Source organism: Actinoallomurus acaciae, assembly GCF_042429965.1.
GTDB classification, from domain to species: domain Bacteria; phylum Actinomycetota; class Actinomycetes; order Streptosporangiales; family Streptosporangiaceae; genus Actinoallomurus; species Actinoallomurus acaciae.
This window is the reverse complement of sequence record NZ_JBHLZP010000007.1, coordinates 36,598-57,013: the sequence shown is the minus strand read 5'-3', so window position 1 is coordinate 57,013 and position 20,416 is coordinate 36,598. Positions and strand designations below refer to the sequence as shown.

At 68.1% G+C, this 20,416-nt stretch carries 21 protein-coding genes and 2 pseudogenes; 4 read left to right on the top strand and 19 right to left on the bottom strand.

The genetic code is table 11. The annotated features are described in order from the left end of the window. Positions 1–30: 30 nt before the first annotated feature. The 10 genes and pseudogenes from ACFFNX_RS02665 to ACFFNX_RS02620 all read right to left on the bottom strand — a co-directional run bounded on the left by ACFFNX_RS02665 (position 31) and on the right by ACFFNX_RS02620 (position 8,031). Positions 31–651, bottom strand: a complete 621-nt coding sequence (locus ACFFNX_RS02665) for a glycosyltransferase family 2 protein (RefSeq protein WP_378194434.1) — start codon at positions 649–651, stop codon at positions 31–33. Continuing rightward, positions 648–1,241 (bottom strand): class I SAM-dependent DNA methyltransferase, encoded by a 594-nt coding sequence (locus ACFFNX_RS02660; protein ID WP_378194431.1) that lies wholly within the window; start codon positions 1,239–1,241, stop codon positions 648–650. Before ACFFNX_RS02660 ends, ACFFNX_RS02665 begins: the two co-directional genes overlap by 4 nt. Next, positions 1,238–1,915: a PIG-L deacetylase family protein gene (locus ACFFNX_RS02655; protein WP_378194428.1), complete on the bottom strand. Its 678-nt coding sequence runs from the start codon at positions 1,913–1,915 to the stop codon at positions 1,238–1,240. The genes ACFFNX_RS02660 and ACFFNX_RS02655 overlap by 4 nt, the downstream gene beginning before the upstream one ends. Then, positions 1,912–2,805: an acyl-CoA dehydrogenase family protein gene (locus ACFFNX_RS02650; protein ID WP_378194425.1), complete on the bottom strand. Its 894-nt coding sequence runs from the start codon at positions 2,803–2,805 to the stop codon at positions 1,912–1,914. The genes ACFFNX_RS02655 and ACFFNX_RS02650 overlap by 4 nt, the downstream gene beginning before the upstream one ends. 81 nt (positions 2,806–2,886) lie before the next feature. Then, complete coding sequence (locus ACFFNX_RS02645; RefSeq protein WP_378194422.1) at positions 2,887–3,561, bottom strand: diguanylate cyclase; 675 nt, start codon at positions 3,559–3,561, stop codon at positions 2,887–2,889. A gap of 87 nt (positions 3,562–3,648) precedes the next feature. Next, positions 3,649–5,738, bottom strand: a pseudogene (locus ACFFNX_RS02640) (catalase). A 113-nt stretch (positions 5,739–5,851) separates the two neighbouring features. Next, positions 5,852–6,025 carry a hypothetical protein gene (locus ACFFNX_RS02635; protein WP_378194483.1) on the bottom strand — a complete coding sequence of 58 codons (174 nt, stop codon included), beginning with the start codon at positions 6,023–6,025 and terminating at the stop codon, positions 5,852–5,854. A 329-nt stretch (positions 6,026–6,354) separates the two neighbouring features. Continuing rightward, positions 6,355–7,059, bottom strand: a complete 705-nt coding sequence (locus tag ACFFNX_RS02630) for a GAF and ANTAR domain-containing protein (RefSeq protein ID WP_378194419.1) — start codon at positions 7,057–7,059, stop codon at positions 6,355–6,357. 31 nt (positions 7,060–7,090) lie between these two features. Then, positions 7,091–7,516: an STAS domain-containing protein gene (locus ACFFNX_RS02625; protein ID WP_378194416.1), complete on the bottom strand. Its 426-nt coding sequence runs from the start codon at positions 7,514–7,516 to the stop codon at positions 7,091–7,093. Positions 7,517–7,680: 164 nt separating this feature from the next. Next, positions 7,681–8,031, bottom strand: a complete 351-nt coding sequence (locus ACFFNX_RS02620) for a helix-turn-helix transcriptional regulator (protein ID WP_378194413.1) — start codon at positions 8,029–8,031, stop codon at positions 7,681–7,683. A 566-nt stretch (positions 8,032–8,597) separates the two neighbouring features. Between ACFFNX_RS02620 and ACFFNX_RS02615 the strand changes: the two genes are divergently transcribed. Beyond that, positions 8,598–9,221 (top strand): HemK2/MTQ2 family protein methyltransferase, encoded by a 624-nt coding sequence (locus ACFFNX_RS02615; RefSeq protein WP_378194410.1) that lies wholly within the window; start codon positions 8,598–8,600, stop codon positions 9,219–9,221. Between the two features lie 120 nt (positions 9,222–9,341). On the opposite strand, the gene ACFFNX_RS02610 is transcribed toward ACFFNX_RS02615, so the two are convergent. The 6 genes from ACFFNX_RS02610 to ACFFNX_RS02585 all read right to left on the bottom strand — a co-directional run bounded on the left by ACFFNX_RS02610 (position 9,342) and on the right by ACFFNX_RS02585 (position 15,669). Then, positions 9,342–10,820 carry an aminotransferase class I/II-fold pyridoxal phosphate-dependent enzyme gene (locus tag ACFFNX_RS02610; RefSeq protein WP_378194407.1) on the bottom strand — a complete coding sequence of 493 codons (1,479 nt, stop codon included), beginning with the start codon at positions 10,818–10,820 and terminating at the stop codon, positions 9,342–9,344. A 684-nt stretch (positions 10,821–11,504) separates the two neighbouring features. Continuing rightward, complete coding sequence (locus ACFFNX_RS02605) at positions 11,505–11,894, bottom strand: VOC family protein (protein ID WP_378194404.1); 390 nt, start codon at positions 11,892–11,894, stop codon at positions 11,505–11,507. A gap of 380 nt (positions 11,895–12,274) precedes the next feature. Continuing rightward, positions 12,275–12,949 (bottom strand): DUF6766 family protein, encoded by a 675-nt coding sequence (locus ACFFNX_RS02600; RefSeq protein WP_378194401.1) that lies wholly within the window; start codon positions 12,947–12,949, stop codon positions 12,275–12,277. 88 nt (positions 12,950–13,037) lie between these two features. Then, complete coding sequence (locus tag ACFFNX_RS02595) at positions 13,038–13,442, bottom strand: hypothetical protein (RefSeq protein WP_378194398.1); 405 nt, start codon at positions 13,440–13,442, stop codon at positions 13,038–13,040. Between the two features lie 145 nt (positions 13,443–13,587). Further along, on the bottom strand, positions 13,588–14,436 hold the full coding sequence (locus tag ACFFNX_RS02590; RefSeq protein ID WP_378194395.1) for an SDR family oxidoreductase: 849 nt from the start codon (positions 14,434–14,436) through the stop codon (positions 13,588–13,590). Positions 14,437–14,487: 51 nt separating this feature from the next. Then, positions 14,488–15,669, bottom strand: a complete 1,182-nt coding sequence (locus ACFFNX_RS02585; protein WP_378194392.1) for a zinc-dependent alcohol dehydrogenase — start codon at positions 15,667–15,669, stop codon at positions 14,488–14,490. 228 nt (positions 15,670–15,897) lie between these two features. On the opposite strand from ACFFNX_RS02585, the gene ACFFNX_RS02580 reads away from it, so the two are divergent. Next, the gene (locus ACFFNX_RS02580) at positions 15,898–16,227 is read left to right on the top strand and encodes a plasmid stabilization protein (RefSeq protein ID WP_378194389.1); all 330 of its coding nucleotides are present in this window, start codon (positions 15,898–15,900) and stop codon (positions 16,225–16,227) included. A 159-nt stretch (positions 16,228–16,386) separates the two neighbouring features. Further along, on the top strand, positions 16,387–16,680 hold the full coding sequence (locus ACFFNX_RS02575) for a hypothetical protein (RefSeq protein WP_378194386.1): 294 nt from the start codon (positions 16,387–16,389) through the stop codon (positions 16,678–16,680). 38 nt (positions 16,681–16,718) lie between these two features. Here the strand turns inward: ACFFNX_RS02575 and ACFFNX_RS02570 are convergent, their stop codons facing one another. Together ACFFNX_RS02570 and ACFFNX_RS02565 are read right to left on the bottom strand one after the other, a co-directional pair. Beyond that, complete coding sequence (locus ACFFNX_RS02570; protein ID WP_378194384.1) at positions 16,719–16,967, bottom strand: glycosyltransferase family 2 protein; 249 nt, start codon at positions 16,965–16,967, stop codon at positions 16,719–16,721. A gap of 916 nt (positions 16,968–17,883) precedes the next feature. Then, entirely contained in the window at positions 17,884–18,126 is a 243-nt protein-coding gene (locus ACFFNX_RS02565; RefSeq protein ID WP_378194381.1) for a hypothetical protein, read from the bottom strand. Positions 18,127–18,539: 413 nt separating this feature from the next. Here ACFFNX_RS02565 and ACFFNX_RS02560 point away from each other — a divergent pair. Next, positions 18,540–19,765: pseudogene (locus ACFFNX_RS02560) on the top strand (IS110 family RNA-guided transposase). Positions 19,766–20,043: 278 nt separating this feature from the next. Here the strand turns inward: ACFFNX_RS02560 and ACFFNX_RS02555 are convergent. Then, entirely contained in the window at positions 20,044–20,415 is a 372-nt protein-coding gene (locus ACFFNX_RS02555; RefSeq protein ID WP_378194378.1) for an FAD-binding oxidoreductase, read from the bottom strand. Position 20,416: the final 1 nt, after the last annotated feature.

Genomic DNA, 20,416 nt, shown 5'->3' with positions numbered 1-20,416 from the left:
CAAACATCCGCTCCCGGGGACGAACGGGGATCAGGGCTCGAGGGTGGCGAGCAGGTGGCCGAAGCCATGCGGGGCGCGGTAGCGCAGGCGCGCCGAGGTGGTGACGTTCACTTCGGTGGTGCGCAGGACACGGCGGCCGGCCTGCTCCATCGCCTCGACCAGCGCGTGGTCCTCTCCGGTCCGCAGGGCGGGGAAGCCGCCGGCGGCGAGGTAGGCCTCCGCGGTGAATCCGAGGTTGGCGCCGTGAACGGGAGTGTCGCGGGCGTAGCGGCGGGCGAAGGCGGCCGGTCGCCACGGCGGATGGCCGGTCCAGTCGGCGACCGAGACGGTGCCGGCCACCGCGTCCCAGCGCCGGGCGGCGAGTCGTAGCTGTGCGGTGAGCCAGCCGGTGGGCACGAGCGTGTCGGCGTCCGTGGTCGCCACCCACGACACGCCCCGCCCGATCAGCTCGCGGACGCCCGCGGCGCGTGCGGCGCCGACGTTGCGCTCCGCGACCTCGACCACGATCGCGCCGCCTCGCCGGGCGACCTCGGCGGTCCGGTCCGCGCACGCGTCGGCCACCACGACCACGGTCGCGTCGCCGAGCGCGGCCAGGCAGGCCGAAAGCCGTTCCTGCTCGTTGTGCGCCGGTACGACGACACCCGCGATCACGTGAGGCCTTCCGCGGTCGCCACGGAGACGGCCACGCCGTTGACATAGACCTCGGCGGTGAAGTCGGCCTCGATATGACGCGCGAGCCGGGACAGGCGGGTGCGGGCGAGAGCGGCGTGCACGTCGTCGCCGGTACGCGGGTAGTCGGCCACCGGATGACGCCAGTGCACGGCGAGCAGAGTGCCACCCGGCCGGAGCGAGCCGGTGCCGAGTTCGAGCGCCTGAGCCAGGTCCGCGTCGCCCAGGTAGTACAGGATCTCGGAGAACACGATGAGGTCGAAGGTTCCGGCCGGCCACTGTGCCGGGATCATTCGCTGTTCGATGGTCGCTTCCGGCGCCCGCAGGCGCGCGCGGCGTACGGCCTCGGCGGAGGTGTCGCAGGCGAGGAGCCGGTCACAGCGGGCGGCGAGCAGGGCGGTGAAGATCCCGATCGAACAGCCGGGTTCGAACGCGTCCCGGTAGTGCTCTCGCGGGAGCATCGCCAGGCTCAGCGCGTACTTCCTGCGCTCGTACCAGCGCGACGCGAACCCCCAGGGGTCCGGCGAGTCCGCGTACAGGTCATCGAAGTATCCGGGCCCGAGCGTGTTCAACGGACCAGCACCTCCGCGGGGCGGGTGAAATGCTCCAGGACGCCAGGGGGCAGGATCGGGTCTGGTCCCTCCGTCTGGCTGGTGAAACAGTCGATGGCGGAACGCTTGCGGTGGAGAATCGGCGGCGGCAGGGGCACCCGCGCCGCCCGCTCCCACGGGACCCCGGGGTCGGCGGGCCGCGCCCAGTGCCAGGTCCAGATCGGAAATCGCAGGACCGGGATGTCGCAGGTGAGGGCCGCGCGTCCGGCCGCCTCGTGGTCGGGGTGCACGTCGTTCTCCCACGGTGCCAGGCACACCTCGAACCCCGCCAGCAGGTCCGGGAGCCGCGCCGCGAGCTCGTCATCGCGGACACCGCTGTCCGGCAGGCGCAGCCGTAGGACCTCACAGTCCCCGATGTGCTTCAGCGCGCAGGTCGTCTCGGCGATCCGTCGTGCCGCGATGTCCCGGCCCGGGTGGGAGGCCTCACCGTCGGTGACCGCGATCAGCCGTAGGCGGACTCCCCGGTCGGCGAGCATCGCCATCAGGCCCCCGGCGCCGAGTACCTCGTCATCGGGGTGCGCGGCGACGATCGCCGCGCTGCGCCAGCCCGAGACATCCAGAGTGGGCAGGTCCCGTAGTCCCGGCCAGGCCCGCCACTGGGGCTCCGCGGTGCCAGGCGCCTCGATCGGGTTCACCAGGTCGCTCCGGTGACCATCTCGCCGAGCCGGGCCAGGTCACGCTCGGCGTGATGCTGACGCAGATATACGGTCAGGTCGGCCACCCGGCGTCCATGCTGTTCGTCGTGACTGAGCGGCCCGGCGCCCAGCGCCCGGCCGGCCCGGTCCAGCACCTCGGCGGCGGTCTCGGCTACGAGGGCCCGCACCCGCAGGGCCCGGCCGGCGGCCTGCCGTTCACGGTCGAGCGGATCGGCGTCGATCTCTTCGGCCGCCCGTTCCAGCGCGGTACGCGCGCCCGTCAGTGCGACCTCGACCGCGCCCAGATGAGCGAGCGCGTGCGGGTCACGCGCACCGACCAGCGGGCGGGCGACGGCACGCGCCCCGCCGTACCAGACGGCGGCGACCCCGATCCCACCGTGGTGGAAGCCCGGCCGGCCGGTGTACCCGCCGGGCGGCCCGACCGGCGTCGCGGGGGCGTCGGCGAACCGGACGTCCAGGCTGTCGCTCGCCGCCATCCCGGTCGCCGGCCAGCTCCCCGTCACCGGGGTGCCAGGAGCGACCGCCAGCAGCCGGTCACCGGCCGTGACCAGCGCATGGGTGCAGATCCGCGCACCGGAACAGTACGGTTTAACGCCTCGGACACGGCCTCCGGAGAATTCAAGGCTCGCGGGCTTGGCGGCCCATACCGCCCACCGGCTCCCGGGTTCCGGCCGGGGACCGGCCAGCTCCGCCAGAATCGCCAGCGCGTCGAAATGGCCTTCGCTCAATCGCGCCAGCGACAGGTCCTCCTCCGCGAGCCGTGCGAAGAAGGCCCATCGGTTCCAGGTCGCGCCGCTGCCCGGTTCCGGAACCGTCGTACCGGCCACCTCGATGAAGCGCTGCTCGACATGCCTCCGCCAGCTGCTCATGCCGCCCCACTACCCCCGGTTACAGGCTTCTAGCGGGCCAAACCGACAAAACCGGATGCGCCCGCGGCCTCGAATCCGGGTTCACCGGCGGCTCGAGTGGGTCTCGGGCCGTCGCAGGGTCTCGGTGGCGGGTTCGGCCGGCTCGGGGGCCGTGCCCAGCGTCGGCCGAGCTCGCAGGCAGCGCCACAGCTCCTCGCCATAGGGGATGGCACCGAACATCAGCATGGCGCCGATGAGCCCGGCCTTGGTCCGGCCGGACAACGGGTCGCGGCGCTTGCGCCGGAGCGCGAACCGCGAGCCCTTCCGCCCCTTGGTGACCAGGGCACAGGCCTGATCCCAGTGCAGCACCGTCAAGAACCCCGTCGCCATCAGCGGGACGATCTCGAGCAGGCTGTGAATGTGCTGCTCGACCGGGGTCACCCGGCGCCGCGGCTCGGCGTAGGCCTGGTCCCAGTACGCCGTCGCCTCGTGCACACCGAGAGCGGCGAAGGACGTCAGCAGGACCCCGGCGTTCACCTCACAGAACAGCCCGAGCATGATCGGAACACCGGCCTCACCCATCATCAGCAGGTGGATCGCCGACTCCCGCGCTCCCGCGGTGTCCTCGATGCGGGTCTGCCGGTGCCGGTACCAGTCGGCCAGGCCGGCGCCCAGCCACAGCGGCAGCACACCGCCGATCAGTGCCCGGCGCGTGGCGGCCTCGACACCGAGCGAACGACGGACGTCCATGGGCAGCATCTCACGCACGTTCTTCACAGGGTTCCCCTCTACCCGGCCGGCGCCAGGGCAACCGATGGATACCTGCTCTGTGGGGCCCCTCGCCTCCGGGAGGTTCGGCGCCGGTCACGCGGGAACCGGGCCGAGACGCCGTCCGGGGTGGCGGTGGGCGGCCACGGCGGTGATGAACGCCTCGGCGAAGTCGCCGCCGGCCGTCCCGCCGGTCACCACGCCCTGGTCGGTCACGGTCTCATGGCCGCTTTTCCGTACGGAGGTGACCCTGGCGATCTCCAGCAGCGAGGCGCCGTCGCCCAGTGCGCCGATCGCCTTGCCGTGTTTGAAGGCCTCGCTGACGAAGTGGACCGCGTCGCCGTCGCCCGCCAGAGTCTGGACGGATCGGTCGCCACCGGAGATCAGCACCGCGTCGTACAGGACGGAGGCGACAGTGGTCAGGGACCGGGTGACCGGGAGGTCGTCTCCAGAGGTCGCCGTGAGTGTTCCGTCGGCGGCGGCCAGGACCTCACAGGTCGCTCCGGCCTCGGTCAGGGCATCCGTGATCGCGCGTACGTGGTCGCCGTCCACACCGTCGGCGGCCAGTATCGCGATCTTGCGGGTCGCGACCGTGTCGGTGGGGCTGTTGTCCTGGCTGAGCGCCGGAGAACGCCGGTCGCTGACCGGGCCCGTGGGCTTGGGCGGCGCGGCGCCGATGCCCTCGGCGACTCTCGTGGCCAGTTCATGGTGGACGTGGGACAGGTTCCGTACGACGCCCTCTCGGACGTGCGTCGACTCGACCTTGCCGAGTTCGACCGGAACGCCGCGACGATGTGCTCCTTCTCCCAGTCCGCCATGCTGTTCCAGAACAGCGTGGCCTGGGAGTAGTGATCGGCGAAGCTCTCGCTGCGCTTGCGGATCTTGTTTCCGTCGACGCGTTCCTGGTAGTGCGTGTAGCCGTCGCCCGCGATGGCCGGGCATCCGCCGCCGAGGGAGTTGGGGTGGTAGGCGGCCTGTCCGCGGTACACCGTCGTCTGGTGATAGCCGTCGCGGTGGTGGTTGCTCACCTGGTTCAGCGGCCGGTTGACCGGTAGCTGGGTGAAGTTGGGCCCGCCGAGGCGGATCAGTTGGGTGTCGAGATAGGAGAACAGCCGGGCCTGCAGCAGCGGGTCGTTGGTGAAGTCGATGCCGGGCACGACGTTCGCGGTGTGGAAGGCGACCTGCTCGGTCTCGGCGAAGAAGTTGTCCGGGTTGCGGTCCAGCACCAGCCGGCCGACCGGCCGTACCGGCACCTGCTCCTCCGGGATGATCTTGGTCGGGTCGAGCAGGTCGAAATCGAAGGAGTGCTCGTCCGCCTCGGGGACGAGTTGCACGCCGAGTTCCCATTCGGGAAGGTCACCGCCCGCGATGGCCTCCCACAGGTCGCGGCGGTTGAAGTCCGGGTCCGCTCCGGCGAGCTTCTGCGTCTCGTCCCAGACCAGCGAGTGCGTGCCGAGCTTGGGCTTCCAGTGGAACTTCACGAACGTGCCCACGCCGTCCTCGTTCACGAGGCGGAACGTGTGCACGCCGAATCCCTGCATCATGCGGTAGCTGCGCGGCAGCGCCCGGTCCGACATCAGCCACATCATCATGTGCGTCGTCTCGGGCTGGAGCCGCACGAAGTCCCACAGGGTGTCGTGGGCCGAGGACGCCTGCGGGATCTCGTTGTGCGGCTCGGGCTTCACCGCGTGCACGAAGTCGGGGAACTTGATCCCGTCCTGGATGAAGAAGATCGGCATGTTGTTCCCGACCAGGTCGAAGTTGCCCTGCCGCGTGTAGAACTTGGTCGCGAAGCCCCGTACGTCCCGTACGGTGTCGGCCGACCCGCGCGAGCCCGCGACCGTCGAGAACCGGACGAAGACCGGGGTTCGCATTCCCGGTGTGGTCAGGAACTCCGCCGCCGTCACCCCGGCCAGGGCATCTCCGTACGGCTCGAAGTAGCCGTACGCACCGGCGCCACGGGCGTGCACGACGCGTTCGGGGATCCGCTCGTGGTCGAAGTGCGTGAGCTTCTCGCGGAAGTGGAAATCCTCCATCAGCGTCGGGCCACGCTCGCCGGCACGCAGCGAGTTGTCGGAGTCGCCGACGGCGACCCCCTGATCGGTGGTCAACACGCTCTCCTGAGAGTCGGACCGGGCGATATCGAGCTGCCGGTCCTTGTCCGAACGGTCGTCCTGGGCCGCCATGGCATCCTCCTCGGTCACGGAGACGTCGCCGCGTACACCACGCCCTTGCGGCCCTGCGGCCCTACCCGAGCGCCGAGGCGTAAACAGCCCGGTACCGCGCGGGAGCGCCCAGATCAGCCTGTGGTCCCCTGGAGACGTTCGGGCAATGGGCCGAGGCCGTGGCGATGCCGTCCCAGTCCCGCCCACTGGTCGATCTCGGCCAGGCGCTTGATGATCGAGGACATCGTGAACCGGCCCGGGGCAAGCTTCGGGTCCTCGATCTCCCCCCGGTGCAGCGGCGTCGCCACGTGAGCCCAGGACGTGCCCGCACGCTGAACGGCACCACGACCGTCTGCTCGTACGCGTTGCGCATGACGTCCAGGAACAGGCGGTCCCCGCGCTTGTCCTTGCGCTGCTCCCGGACACGCTTCACCCAGTCGGGTGGGTAGTCGGAGACGTTCTTCTGGGAAACCCGCTCGCCGTCGATCCCGTCAGGGTGGGCGGGCGTGAAAGCCACCTCCCCGACCAGCCGCGGCTCGACCCAGTGCACACCTTTGCCTGACGGTTCGCCGCGGTGGAACGGAGACCGCTACACGCTCAAGGCCCCGGTGCGGCGAGCCCAGGTCAGAGCTTCGAGTCAACTGACTCCGGGAACCTCTCCGGTTTCGACCAGTTGGCGGGCCAGCTCACGGAGTTTGGTGTTCTGGTTCTGCGATGCCTTGGTCAACATCGCCAAGGCTTCGCCTTTGCCGATCCTGTAGCGTTCCATCAAGATCCCGACCGCTTCGCCGACCTGCTGATGGCTGGTCACCGCCGTTCGCAGGTTCTCCTCCGCTTGGGCCGTCGCGAATGCGACCGCTATGTGCGAGGCCAGCAAAGCCCCCAGCCGTTCGGACTCGACAGTCAACTCTCCTCGACGCAGGGAGTAGACGTTCAGTACTCCCAGCATCTCGCCCGGAACCAGCAGCGGAAGCGCCATGACACCGGCGATGCCCAGCCGGACGACACCCTCGGTGAAGCGCCTCCATCGCCGTGGCGCGACATCGAGGTCGGCCACACGACACGCCTGCACGGTGCCGTCGATTGCCTCAAAGCTGGGACCCCCACCGCACTCCTGCTGGAGCCGGTCGCCGGCGCAGGCGATGGGATCACTCGCGGAAAGCGCACGGACACCGCGCTTGTCGACGGCGATGATTCCCGCCGCGTCGCAGCCGCCAACCAGGTCCACCGCGTACGAGGTCGCACGCTCCAGAGTCTGTCTCAGTGACTCTTGTTGTTGGAGGTCATGCGCCGCGCGTGCCAGCGCTACCGCCCAGTCCTGCGGTTCCAGCGTCTTCGCCACGCCCCACCTCGTGAAGTTGTCATCGGGCAGGTCAGATCATCCGCGGCTCATCGATGGTCCGAACAACTACGGAGGCTGCTGCCGCTTCGATTAAACGTCTGGATGTCTGCTGGTGGTCGTTGAAGGCGGCGCCGATGGCGTGTTCAACGCTGGGACGCACGGCCAGCACGGCATCGAGGTCCGCAAACCGGATGACTCTGGCCGGGCCCGGCTGCGGTGCGGCCAGATGCAGACGCCCGCCGCCTTGACGCATACGGTGATGGGTTCGCATCAACGCGCCAACGCCGCTGCAGTCGATGAAGGACGTCCCGGCCAGATCCAGGACGAACTCATCTCCCCGCCGGCGCAGTTGCTGGAGACGCTCCTCAAGCAGACCGGCGGTCAGCAGATCTAGCTCGCCACGCACTGCGATCACGGACACGCCGGGAAGCCGCCGGTGCCTCAGCGTTAGATCCACGGGGCCGCCCCTCCTGATCGCCTGACGGAAGGCTCGCGACTGAGCAGGCCGACCAGCCTTAAGTGAAGTTTAATTCATGAAACCCTCACCGTCAGGTCGCCGTAAGCGGGCACGGAGAGATAACGCCCGGTCTGCGGACCGTGACCTCCCGGCTCTCCCAGGGATCACGTACCAAGGTCGGTCGACGTGTCCTGATCACCGCCACGGTAGAGGCTGTCATGACTGGTGAAGACGGTGAGCAGACCTTCGATGCGGTAGTCGGCGTCCGCCGAATGACGGAAGGGCCGGCTGGGGTCGATGCTGTAGTGGTTGCGGCGTCCGACACGCGTCCTGGTGATATAGCCCGCCTCCTGCAGGTCGTTGACGATGGTCTGGGCGGAGCGTTCGGTGACGTCGATCCGGTCCGCGATGTCCCGTAGTCGGCTGTGCGGGTTATGGGCGATCGCGATCAGAGCACGGGCATGACTCGTCAAGAACGTCCAGGACCTCGCCCCGGACGTGTCCTGCTGACTCAACAATCCTCCTGAGAAACACGACGGCCACACGATCAATGAAGTTTATTTCATGAATAGTGTGCCGCACTATTGCGGCGTGCTTCACTCACGGTCGGCAGCGAGGCAGGTCACCGCACCATGTCGAGTCGACGGATGACATGAGGGTCCGCCCAGGACTCTGGCAACTGATCGCCGCCCACACAGGTCAGAGCCTGGCGCCGCCGCCCGGCTGTCCTGGCGATGCTCACCACCATGTCCGCCGAGAGTCCGCGACGCTTGTGCGCGCTCGGAGTGCGGAGGAGGCGACGGCCATGGACTGAGCGCTGGAGGCGCTCGGCACCGTCCTGGCGATCAGTGGAGACGATATCTCCACCCCATCCCCGAAAGACCCTTCTCGCGACCACGCTTTGCCGACAATTGCCCGGAAGATCATTGTTCGATGAAGAGAGCCCACCGCAAGTCGTGTGTCCCCCCGGCCGACACCATCGCAATGGGATACTCCCCTGTCTGACCCTGACCGAATCAAGCGTCTCGCCTAGCCCATCCGGTGGCACGAGCACAGTGTGTGGTTGTTCAGGCCTCCCGGTGTGTACCGGCCCCAGGCAGACACCTGGCTCCTCGCCGATGCCTTGCGCACGGCGTCGAGTGTGCGCGTTGGTGCCAGGGTTTTGGACGCGGGTACGGGAACCGGCGTGCTGGCTCTTCCGGCCGCGCGAGCCAGCGCCGAAGTACTGGCGGTGGACATCAGCCGACGAGCCGTCCTCGCCGCGCGGGTCAATGCACGGTTGCGCCGGTTGCCGATCCGGGTCCAGCGGGGCGACTTGTTCGAGTTGGTCCGCGGTCAGGTCTTCGACGTCGTCGTCGCAAATCTTCCCTACGTCAGCTCGGACTGTGGCTACCGACGTCGGAACCGCACCTGGGACGGCGGGCCCGACGGCCGCGCCTTCCTGGACCGGCTGTGTACGGCGGCGCCTCGAATACTCGCGTGCGGAGGCAGGCTTCTGGTCGTCCAGTCGGCATTGGCCGGTGTGTTGGAAACGATCGAACAGCTTCGATCGGCGGGCCTGAAGACCACCGAGGTCGGACGGGCCCGTGAGAAATTTGGACGCCTGATGCGCGGTAGGGCAGAGCGGCTGGAGGCGACCGGAGCGATCGGGCCGGGGCAGCGTTACGAGGAACTCGTGGTGATCCGCGCCGAATCCACCAACTAGGTTCAGCGCCGATCTCAATCGTGTTCCACCCGCTTTCACCGGGAAACGATCGGACTCGCCGGCCAGGTAGGCCGGTACGCCGTGGTTGGACAACTCATGGCCGTGTCGCCGAGGAGCCGGTCACGGCTCGCGGTAGACCCGGATGCTCTTCACTTCCGGGTCGGTGGCGTCGGGGATCACCATGCCGGTCTCGACGCCGGTACGCAGATAGTCCACGACGGCGTCGTTCAGGCGCTCGCCCGGCAGGGCGACCGGGATGCCCGGCGGGTACGGCGTCAGCATCTCGGCCACCACGCGGCCGGCCGCCCGCTCGATCGGCACCTGCTCCGTACGGCCGAAGAAGGCGTCGCGCGGCAGATGTACGAGGTCGAGTCGAACCTCCTCCGGTGTGGGCACCCGGATCTCGCCCGCACGATCCAGTTCACCGTCCTCCCGCCCCGCCTCCTGGGCGAGGTGGTGCAGCGCCGCGAGGAATGGCCGGACCGACTCCTCGTCGTCGGCGTAGGTGAGTTGTGCGCTGATCCGGCGGTGATCGGAGACGTGCAGGTTGACGCGATGATGTTCGCGAAGCCAGTCGGCCGCGCTGTAACCGGTCACGCCGAGCGCGCTGATGTCGATGATGAGCTGCAGCGGGTCCATCTCGGCGGCACGATTCGGACCGAGGAAGTCGGCCTCCCCGTGGACGCGCATCCCCTCGATGCCGGCGATCTCCGCGCGTACGGACCGGGCCACGTCCAGTGCGGCCTGCAGCAGGTCACGGCCCTCCTCAACCATCTGACGCCGCCAGCCGTCCAGGGCCGCGTACACGAGCACGGACGGACTCGTCGTGCCGAGCAGGTCCTCGCGCGCGCTGAGCACCGCCGGGTCGACTCGGCCGCCCTGGAGGTGGAAGACCGAGCTCTGCTCCAGGCCGCTGCCCATCTTGTGCACGCTGGTCACGCACACATCGGCGCCGGCGTCCATCGCCCACGTCGGCAGTTCCGGATGGAACGGCAGGTGCGCGCCCCATGCCTCGTCCACGATCAGCGGCAGGTCACGGTCATGGCAGACCTTGGTGATCGCGGACAGGTCACCGCTGGTGCCGTACGGGGTCGGGCTGGTCACCAGCGCACCGCGGGCGTCGGGGTGTTCGGCGAAGTGCCGCTCGTACGCCGTCGCGCTCGGGGGATGTGCCAGCCGCAGCTCCGGGTCCCACCGCGGCTCCACCCAGATCGGCCGGATACCGGCCAAGATCAAGCCCGCCACCACAGATTTGTGGGCATCCCGGCCCACCAGCAGCTTCTCGTGCGGTCCGGCCACCGACAGCATCGCGCTCTTGACCGACAGCGAGCTGCCACAGGTCGAGAAGAACGTGTGCTCGGCTCCCACCGCGTCCGCCATCAGCTCCTGGGCTCGCTCCAGAACCCGGGCCGAGGACATCCGGTCGTCCAGCCCGGCGGTCGCCAGGACGTCGGCCCGGAAGACATCGTCACCGAGCACCGCGCGCACCCGAGGATCGGCCCCCCGGCCCTGCTTGTGACCGGGCGGGGTGAACGGCAGATACCGCCGCCGATGGTAGGCGGCGAGCGCGTCGAGTACGGGAGCCTCCGAATGGTCCATAGCTCAGCCGCTTCCCGGCCACCAGCAAGAAAAACCTGTCCAGCGCCAGGCACGCGCGGCCCGGAAACACTGAGAACACCTGACCGGCATACCAGCGGAAGTCTCACCGCCCCTGTCGCCGATTCAACTTGCGACCGTCCCTCTCCGGGCTTCTGCTCGGCAGGTGATCATGGCGGCCTCATCGTTTCGCCCAGATCGCGAGCCAGACCCTCCATGCTGCCGCCGAGGCTGACAAGCAACCTTCGGCGCCCGCCATCCGACAGCACCGCGGCGGTAGTGGAGCATAGGATGTCGGGCGCCTCGCCGGTCTGGATGATCCGGTAGGCAAGCTCGCGGAGTTTGATGTTGTGGTCCTGCGACGCTCTCCTCAAGATCGCTAAGGCCGTGGTCTCCCCGAGATCCGTTGGCGTTCGATCAAGACTTCGACGGCTTCGTCTCCGGCGTTGACGCCTTGCGGCTCGATCAGCGTTTCCGCGAATTCCTTTTTTCTTTATGCAACATGTATATCTATATGCCCTGCATGAGACGAACAACCAGATCACCAGAGCAGGGCGACGAGGAACAACCCGGAAGCATCGGCCGTGCCGGGAAGGTGCACCCGTAGCAGCCCCCGTAAGTGGCAGTCTCGAATGCCTGCCCGGGCACGGTCGCCCATCCCGGGTACGACGCCCGCTTCCCCGAAGGTCAGGGCCAGACAGTGGCCTGCTCGTCGAAGTCGGAAGTGTGCGGCGGTATCACGCAGAACACCAGGCCACCGGGATCGACCATCTGCCAGAAGCGACCGTTCTCCTGGCTCTCCAGCCGCCTGGCACCCAGCGCTTCCAGCCGCTGGACCTCGGCCTCGACGTCATCGGTATCGATGTCGAGATGCACACGCGGATCTGTTCCCTCACCGACGCGCTGTACCTCCACGACTACGTCGCCCCCGAACAGCCCCAACGAGCGGTAGGGATCTTCCCGCTCCGCTTCCGGAGCCAGCGACCGGCCGGTCGCCGCCAGCCAGAACCGCAGACTCGCCTCGAAGGAGGACCCTGGATGGTCGATGAAAATGCCGCCGATTCGACTCTTGTGCATACCCACAGCAGCTACCCCTCCGCACCGCACCCATGCGTGCGCCCTCGCTCCGCCAGGACGGCAGCCGACGGTCGACGCGCACCTCGACGAGCGTACGGCCATCGAACGAGAAACCCGTCGAATTGCTGCACCGGTGACCTCCTGGTGGATGAACGAGCATGTTGAATGACGCACTAGAGTTTCTCGGTCTCGGCACCGCTTTGAATAATCGCTCGTACGAGTTGGTCATGCCAGAAACACGGAAGGAACAGCGTGAGCTTGCCGAGGTGATGCGCCGACTATCAGAAAACATCGCATAGCTGACCGCTTCCATGTCACCGACTCCTACTGAATGGGCCGAAGAGAAGAATGATCCGTACGCCTCGCTCACTTGGTATAGCTCAACCCTCGATTCCGGTCGCGGAGTGAGACTCGCCGACCGGTTTTGACTCCGGTGATCCGCGTTGGCGCAGGTAGATCGAGAAAACGGCCATGGCGGCGACGGCGAGGAACTCCGACTGCCAATTCTGCAGGCTGCGATTCCAAAAATCCGCAGAGGTGACGTAGCCGGTCCACGAGACCGGATCCGACAAGTCGGCGAGCTGATCGGCGTTGTAGGCGGACAGCCCAGCGATCGACTGGGCCAGCCACGACAGAAGGAACAGTGCGCCCATGATCAGGCCGAGCGAGCGAGAAAAGAGTGCGGTGCGCCAGCCGCGGGCGGCGGCCCAGGCCGGTGAGTCCTCCGCCGCGTGCGCGTCGACCTTCTGCCGCTCGTCGGACTCCACCCCGGCCTCGCGAGGGTTCTTCGATTCCGGCGAGCCACGCTGCACCAGCCACACCGTAACGAATATGTAGAGGAAGAACTGCAGGAATTCCGACTGCCAGTTCTCCGCAACGTCCACGGCGAACTGCGATGAGGTCAGATAGTGCGCGAGCGATACCTGCGCGCCGCCGGAGGTCAGTTGCCTGTCGTTGAAGACGTAGACGCCCGAGACCGCCTGACCGGCCAGGGCCAACACCAGGATCAGCAGGAAGAAGAGTGTCAGCCCGTTGGACCGCAGAAAGCGTCGCATGCCCCTCACCGGCCCAGTAGCCCGATGACGATCACATAGGCCAGCCCGCCGACGATGATCGCCATGGTGAGCCCGAACATCAGGCGCATCAGGCCTCCACGTCACAGTCGTAGGGACCCTCGGCCTGCCGCCGGCAGCCAGCCGCAGCGACCTTCCAGCCTTCGCGAAGGCGTGTCAGGAAGACGGTGTCCCGGCTCAATAGGACCTGCGCCCGCTCGCCCCAGACCCGTACCGTCCGGATGGTCCCGCCGGACAGCTTGAGCTTGCCGATCTCGTCTGCACAACTCGAGTCACTCGTCGCCAGGGACCGTGCCGCCTGCGGTGCCAGATCGGCGCACGCCTTGGTGTCGCGATGCGCCGTTACGGCGGTGAAGAACGCCGTCACCGCACGCCGTACGTCTCCCGCTTCTGGGGAACCGGCGCACCCGGCGGTGGCTCCGAAAGCAACAGCGACGCCGAGCACGACCGCGCCCGGTGAACTCCATACGGACATGCCGCTGTTGCTACCCCCAAGGCACAGAACTAACGATGAGCGGCCATCGGGTCAATCCCATACGGTCGATCAGGCCTCGGTCGCCGGCTCCCAAATCCCTCTCCGTAGTCCGATGGTCGAGCATGCGGACGATCGAGCGGTGCCGCTACCCGGGGTGGATCTCGCCGCCGGCCGGAACGAGGTTTTGACCGGTGTAGTACGAGGAGAGCCGGTTACTGGCGAAGAAGATGTAAGAGGGGGCAATCTCGTCGGGCTCTGCGGCTCGGCCCATGGGCGACTGCTCGCCGAAGCCCTCGACCCGTTCGGCGTCGAATGTGGCCGGGATGAGAGGCGTCCACACCGGGCCGGGTGCCACGCAGTTGACCCGGATCCCCCGATCGACCAGGATCTGCGCCATCGACTGGGCGAAATTCATCGCCGCGGCCTTGCTCGCCGCATAGTCGATGAGCGTCTTGTTTCCTCGCAATCCGTTGATCGAACCGGTGACGACGATCGAGCCGCCGTCCGGCATGTGGTCGAGGGTCTCCTGCACCGTCCAGAACAAGCTGTGGACGTTGACATGGAAGGTTCGTTCCAGCTGTTCGGTGGTGATCTCTCGTACGTCCTTGACGGGCTGCTGCGTGCCATGGTGTAGAACGAGCACGTCGATACGGCCGAACTCCTCGGCCGCGCGGCGGACCACCTCGCGTGAGTGAGCCTCCTCGTACATGTCGCCGCCCAGTGTCAGGCAGCGCCGCCCTTCCCGCTCGACCAGTTCCTTGGTGTGTCGCGCGTCGGTCTCCTCTTCGAGGTAGGAGATCGCCACGTCGGCGCCCTCCTTGGCGAAACCGACCGCGACCGCGCGGCCGATGCCCGAGTCTCCCCCGGTCACCAACGTTCGTTTACCCGTCAGCAGCCCCCGGCCGGAGTAGTCGCGCATCTCGTCACGCGGCCGCGGGCTCATCTTTCCGGTTTCACCGGGATACGGCTGGCTCTGCGCCTGTTTGTCGCTCATGGTCGACTCCCCATCAATGATCGCTTCGGTTCACAAGCTCGGCTCTGCGGGTCAGGGACTGAGCAGGACCTTGATGGCGCCGTCCTTCTTCTTCTGGAAGATCTCATAGCCGTACGGCGCCGCATCGAGCGGCAGGCGATGCGTGGCCAGATCTCCGACACCGAGCGGATCGGCGTCGTCGGTCACGAGCGGCATCAGATCATCGATCCAGCGTTTGACGTGTGCCTGGCCCATGCGCAGCTGAACGCCCTTGTCGAACATCTGCAGCATCGGCAGCGGGTCGGCGACACCGCCGTACACGCCGCTGATCGACAGCGTCCCACCCCGGCGCACGGTCTCGATCGCCTGGTAGAGCGCGGCGAGCCGATCCACTCCCACCTTCTTCATGAGGGCACCTGCGGCGGCGTCGGGAAGCAGGCTGGTGAGGCCCTGGGCGATCTGGGCACCTGGCGAGCCGTGCGCCTCCATCCCGACCGCGTCGATCACCGAGTCCGTGCCGCGCCCGTCGGTCAGGTCTCGTACGGCGGCGGGCACGTCTTCACACGCCTGCGCGTCGAGCACGTGGATGTCGTGCCGCCGGGCCATCGCCAGCCGTTCTGGTACGCCGTCCACCGCGATGACACGGTGGCCCCGATGGCGGGCGATGCGCGCGGACATCTGGCCGATCGGCCCCAGCCCGAACACGGTGACGCTGCCACCGTCGGGAATCGCCGCGTACTCGACCGCCTGCCATGCCGTGGGCAGCACGTCCGACAGGTAGACGAACCGCTCGTCCGGCGCCCCTTCCGGGACCTTGATCGGCCCGAACTGGGCCTGCGGAACCCGGAGGAACTCCGCCTGTCCACCGGGCACCTGCCCGTACAACCTGGTGTAGCCGAACAGGCTGGCGCCCATCCCCTGGTCGCGGACCTGGGTCGTCTCGCACTGCGCGTAGAGCTTCTGGTCGCACATGAAGCAGTGCCCGCACGAGATGTTGAACGGGATCACCACCCGGTCGCCCGGACTGATCTGGGTGACCTCGTTCCCCACCTCCTCGACCACGCCCATCGGTTCGTGCCCGAGGATGTCGCCATCCTCGATGAAGGGGCCGAGGATCTCGTAAAGATGTAGGTCAGAGCCACATATCGCGGTCGTCGTCACCTTGATGATCGCGTCCGTAGGTTGCTGGATCGTCGGGTCGGGCACCTCGTCCACGCGGACGTCGCGTCGGCCGTGCCAGGTCAGCGCCTTCATCGTCGCTCGTCTCCCTTCCGCCTCGGCCGCTCTACCCCCGGATCGCGTGATCCAACAGTCGACTCCTCGTGCCATCCCGATTCCGAGCCGCCGGGTCTTGCACGGTCGGATCGGCGGCGGCGACGGCGATCGGGCCGAATACGGGCCCGGGCCGGGGGTAGGGCCGTCAATGACGGCTGGCCCGGTCCCGGGCGGTCGCCGGGTCGACGTCTCATCGAGGAGGTAGCGATGCCACGGCAGCAGTGGAGCGCCAAGCGAGAGCGTCAGTACGAACACGTCAAGTCCTCGGCCAAGGACCGCGGGGAAAGCGAGGACCGTGCGGAGGAGATCGCGGCGCGTACGGTCAATAAGAACCGCGCCCGCTCCGGGGAGTCCAAGCAGGCGAGCAAGACCTCGACGCACGACATGTCGCCGCAGCAGCGGGGCGGCAAACGCTCCGGCCGCCCCGGCCCGCGCGGCCAGACCAGAGACCAGCTCTACGCCGAGGCCAAACGCCGCGGCGTCAAGGGCCGCTCGAACATGAGCAAGAAGGAACTGCAGGACGCGTTGAACAAGTAGCCCGATACCGTCCGGGTTCCTGCGGGTAGCGCAGATTCCGTGATCAGCGAACCGGTGGCCGGCAGTCGGCCCGGTCGGGCAGACCGCCGAACTCCAGCCCGATCGAGACGCGCGATGACCGCCCGGGCGCAACGGAGTCGGCTGACGTCGATGCCATGGGTGGCCGCCGTCAAGGCGATCGTCCTCGGATTCGGTGGTGTCAAGCTCGAGGACATCGCCGCCATGGCCATCGGCGCGGTCGTATTGGTCCTGGCCAATCCCGGGCCCGAGGTCGACCCGGATACGGCGAGGCGGCACGCGGCCGTCGTCGCGACCGGCCGTAACGACCAGCCCGACCCGATCAACAATGTGCTGGTGTTTCCCGGAGCCTTCCCACGGTCTGCTGGACGCAGGGGCGACGAAACTGACGACTGCCGCCCGGCGCGCCGGCCGCCCACGCCATTGCCGACATGATCGAGGATCTGGACGCGGGCCACGAACACGGCCGACCGTCACGGCGGGTGGCCGATCCAGTCGGTGACCGAGACGCTGCCGACCATCACATCCCGGCGTTGGGCCGCGAATCTCAGCTGAGCGGTCAGCCAGCCGGCGGGCACGAGCATGTCTGGGTCGGTGGTCGCCACCCACGTGGTACCGCGCCTGATCAGCTCGCGTACGCCGGCGGCCCTTGCGGCGCCGACGTCGCGTCGTGCGACCTCGTTGACGATCGCGACGCGATCTCGGCGGTGCGGTCCGTGCACGCGTCGGCGACCACCACGACGGTCGCGGCTCCGAGAGGTAGTAGAGGATCTCGGAGAACATGATCAGGTCGAACGTCCCGACCGGCCGCTGGGCTGGGATCATCCGCTGTTCGACGCTGGCGAGCGGCGCACGGCGGCGCGCCTGACTGACGGCTGTGGCGGAGGTGTCCCACGCGAGGACGGTTGCAGCGTTCGGCGAGCATTGCGGTGCACGTCGTTCTCCCACGGTGCCGGGCACACGTCGAACCCCGCCAGCGGCCCGGGGAGCCGGAGCGTGACCTCGTCGTCGCGCACGCCACTGTCCGGCAGGCCCAGCCGTACGACCTCGCAGTCCCCGATGTGTCGCAGGGCGGCTGTCGTCTCGACGATCCGCCGTGCCACGATGTCCTCCCCCCGGGTGGGAGGCTTCGCCCTCGGTGACCGCGATCAGCCGGAGCCAGACCGCGTTCGGCGAGCATCGTCATCAGGCCGCCGACGCCGAGCGCCTCGTCGTCGGGATGGGCGGCGATGACGACGGCACTGCACCAGCCCGAGACGTCCAGCGCCGACAACTCCCGAAGGCCCGGCCCGCCACCGGGTCTCGGCGGTGCCGGGAGCGTCGATCGGGTTCACCAGGTCTCTCCGGTGACCACTTCGACGAGCTGGGTCACGTCATGCTCGGCGTGGTGCTGGCGCACGTAAACGGCCAAGTCGGCTACTCGGCGTCCGTGCTGTTCGCCGTGGCTCAGCCCCCCGGCACCCAGTGCCCGGCCGGTCCGGTCCATGACCCCGCCCCGGACGTAGCCGGCGTGCGAACTTCTGCACCGGCTCGATCACCCGGTCCAGCGCGGTCTCGGTCTCCAACCTGCTCACCAGGCTCATGAACACCGGCCTTCTCGACCGGACCGCCGCGATGGCCTGGACCCGTACGGCGGGTTCAGCGGGAGTCGTCCTGCTCCTCGGCGCGCCGTACGCCTTCGTCGTCGGGTGGGAGTGCATCGGCTTGCCCCACGTCGACGCCGGGCACACCTGTTCCGCTGGCCTCGTCCTCCTGACGAGCGATTCCCTCCTCTTCCGCGGGGACGGTGCGTCCGCGCGCATCCGAGTCACGGGTGACCGGTGCGAATCGGCGATCATCGGTCTCGGCCGGCTCGTGTCCCAGGTTCTCGTTCTTCGCCATGGATCCGGCCCTACCCGAATATCGCAGAGATCTACTCCCCTACCCGGTTCAGGGCCGGGGAACATGTGTCCCGCGTGTGAGTGGTTGGTTGGGGTGGCGGTCGGCGGGTGCCGGGTAGCGTCTGTGGTGACGCGAGGGCCTGAGTCCTTGCTAAGGCTGTGCGGTTCGGCGTCCCCGGCCGTCCCCTGGTGATTCATGTACTGGGCCGGGCCAGCAAGATCGTGGGTTGAGCCAGCTGCGGGGAACATCGCTCGCATCTACCGGGACTCGAAGTCCTCTGCGCAGAGCGCGGGTCCTGCGGTGGGCTGGGGTCACGAACTGCTGATCGGATGTCGAGCCGTCGAGCTCTCTCATTAGGGCGTGGCGTGCCCCCTGCACGGCTCACCTGCACCAACACCCTGGAGGACGGATCGTTGAGGGTGACATGCGGGATCGACTGGGCGGAGAGGCACCATGACGTCGCTCTCGCCGGCTCCGACGGCAACCTCCTCGCGCACAAGCGGATCAGCGACGACATCACTGGCTGGCGGATCCTGATCGAGTTGCTCGCACAGTACGGCGACCGTTCCGACGATCCGATCCCGTGGCGATCGAGACCAGCCGCGGCCTGCTGGTCGCCTGCCTACGCGCCACAGGCCGCAAGATCTACGCGATCAACCAGCTGGCCGTTGCCCGCTACCGGGAACGCCACACGGTCGCCCGTTCCAAGTCCGACCATGCCGACGCGATGACCTTGGCGAACATCCTGCGGGTCGATGCCGCCCACCATCGGCCGCTGCCGGACGACTCCGAGCTCGTGCAGGCGATCGCGGTGCTGGCCCGGGCTCAGCAGGACGCTGTCTGGAACCGGCAGCAGCCGGCCAACCAGCTGCGATCGCTGCTGCGCGAGTACTTCCCCGCCGCGCTCAAGGCCTTCCAGGTCAAGAACGTCGGTCTCACATCTTGCGAGGCCCGTGCGGTTCTCACCGCCGCACCCACTCCTACAGCGGCCGCCAAGCTCACCAAGGCTCAGTTGCGGGCCGTGCTACGCCGAGCAGGCCGTCAGCGCAACATCGAGACCTGGGTGGAACGCCTCCAAAGCCTCTTCCGGGTCGAGGGCCTCCGACAGTTGCCCATGGTCGAGGCGGCCCTGGGCAAGCAGACCCAGGCACTGACGCTACAGCTCGATGCCGCCTGCCGCGCCGCCGATGAGCTCGCCGAGGCGACCGGCCAAGCGCTCCACCAGCACCCCGACGCCGAGATCATCACCAGTTTCCCCGGTCTGGCCGACCTGACCGGCGCCCGCGTCCTGGCCGAGATTGGCGACGACCGCACCCGTTTCACCGACGCCCGCGCGCTCAAGGCCTACGCAGGTTCGGCACCGGTCACTCGCGCTTCGGGTCGAAGCCTGATGGTCGACCACCGCAAGGTCAAGAACCAGCGGCTGGCCGCCGCCGGCTACGTCTGGGCCTTCGCCTCCCTCCACAGAGCCGGGCCACGAGCCCACTACGACCACCGCCGAGCCATCGGCGACCGGCACACCAGCGCGCTACGCGACCTCTTCAACCGGATGCTCGGCCGCCTCCACCACTGCCTGCAAACCGGTCAGCCCTACGACGAGACAACGGCCTTCGGACCACGCCTGGCGGCCGCCACTTGACACCCTATGAAGATCGGATGTCTGCAAGCCGGTTCGCCGAGCCGATCGGGGCGTGTGAGCCGGGCGAGGTCGGACCCCTCTCGGGCAGCAGCGCGTCGAGGTTGTAGCCCGAGATGCGGCGCGGGATGTCGGGGTAGCGCGTACGGATCAGCTCGAGGTTCTCCTCGATCAGCTCCCTCAGCGCGCGGTGGATGTCGACGCGGGGACCACCTCGGCGAGGATCCGGTCGTACGCCCCCTTGCTCGTGGGGCCGACCCACATGCGGGTGCCGACGTAGGTCAGCATCTCCAGGCGGAGGACTGAGAGTCGGCGATCTTCCGGTATGCCTGGGCGGACGCGCCGCAGGAGTTGTTGCCGATCATCTCGCCAATCGTACACGTGTCGTGGGTGGACGGTTTGAGGCCGACCATCGGCGTGTACTTCGCGAGTTCTCCGTTGAGTCCGTCCAGGCAGGCACCGGGCTCGACCAGCGCGATCCGCCGATCGGGATCCACTGAGAGGAGCCGATGGCAGTACTTCGACCAGTCGATCACCACGCCGGCGTTGCAGCACTGCCCGGCCAGGCTCGTACCGCCCCCACGGGACAGGACCGGAACGGTCGTCCTCGTAGCTCGTGCCCGACTTGTCGCCTTCTCGTCGCACCGCCTCACC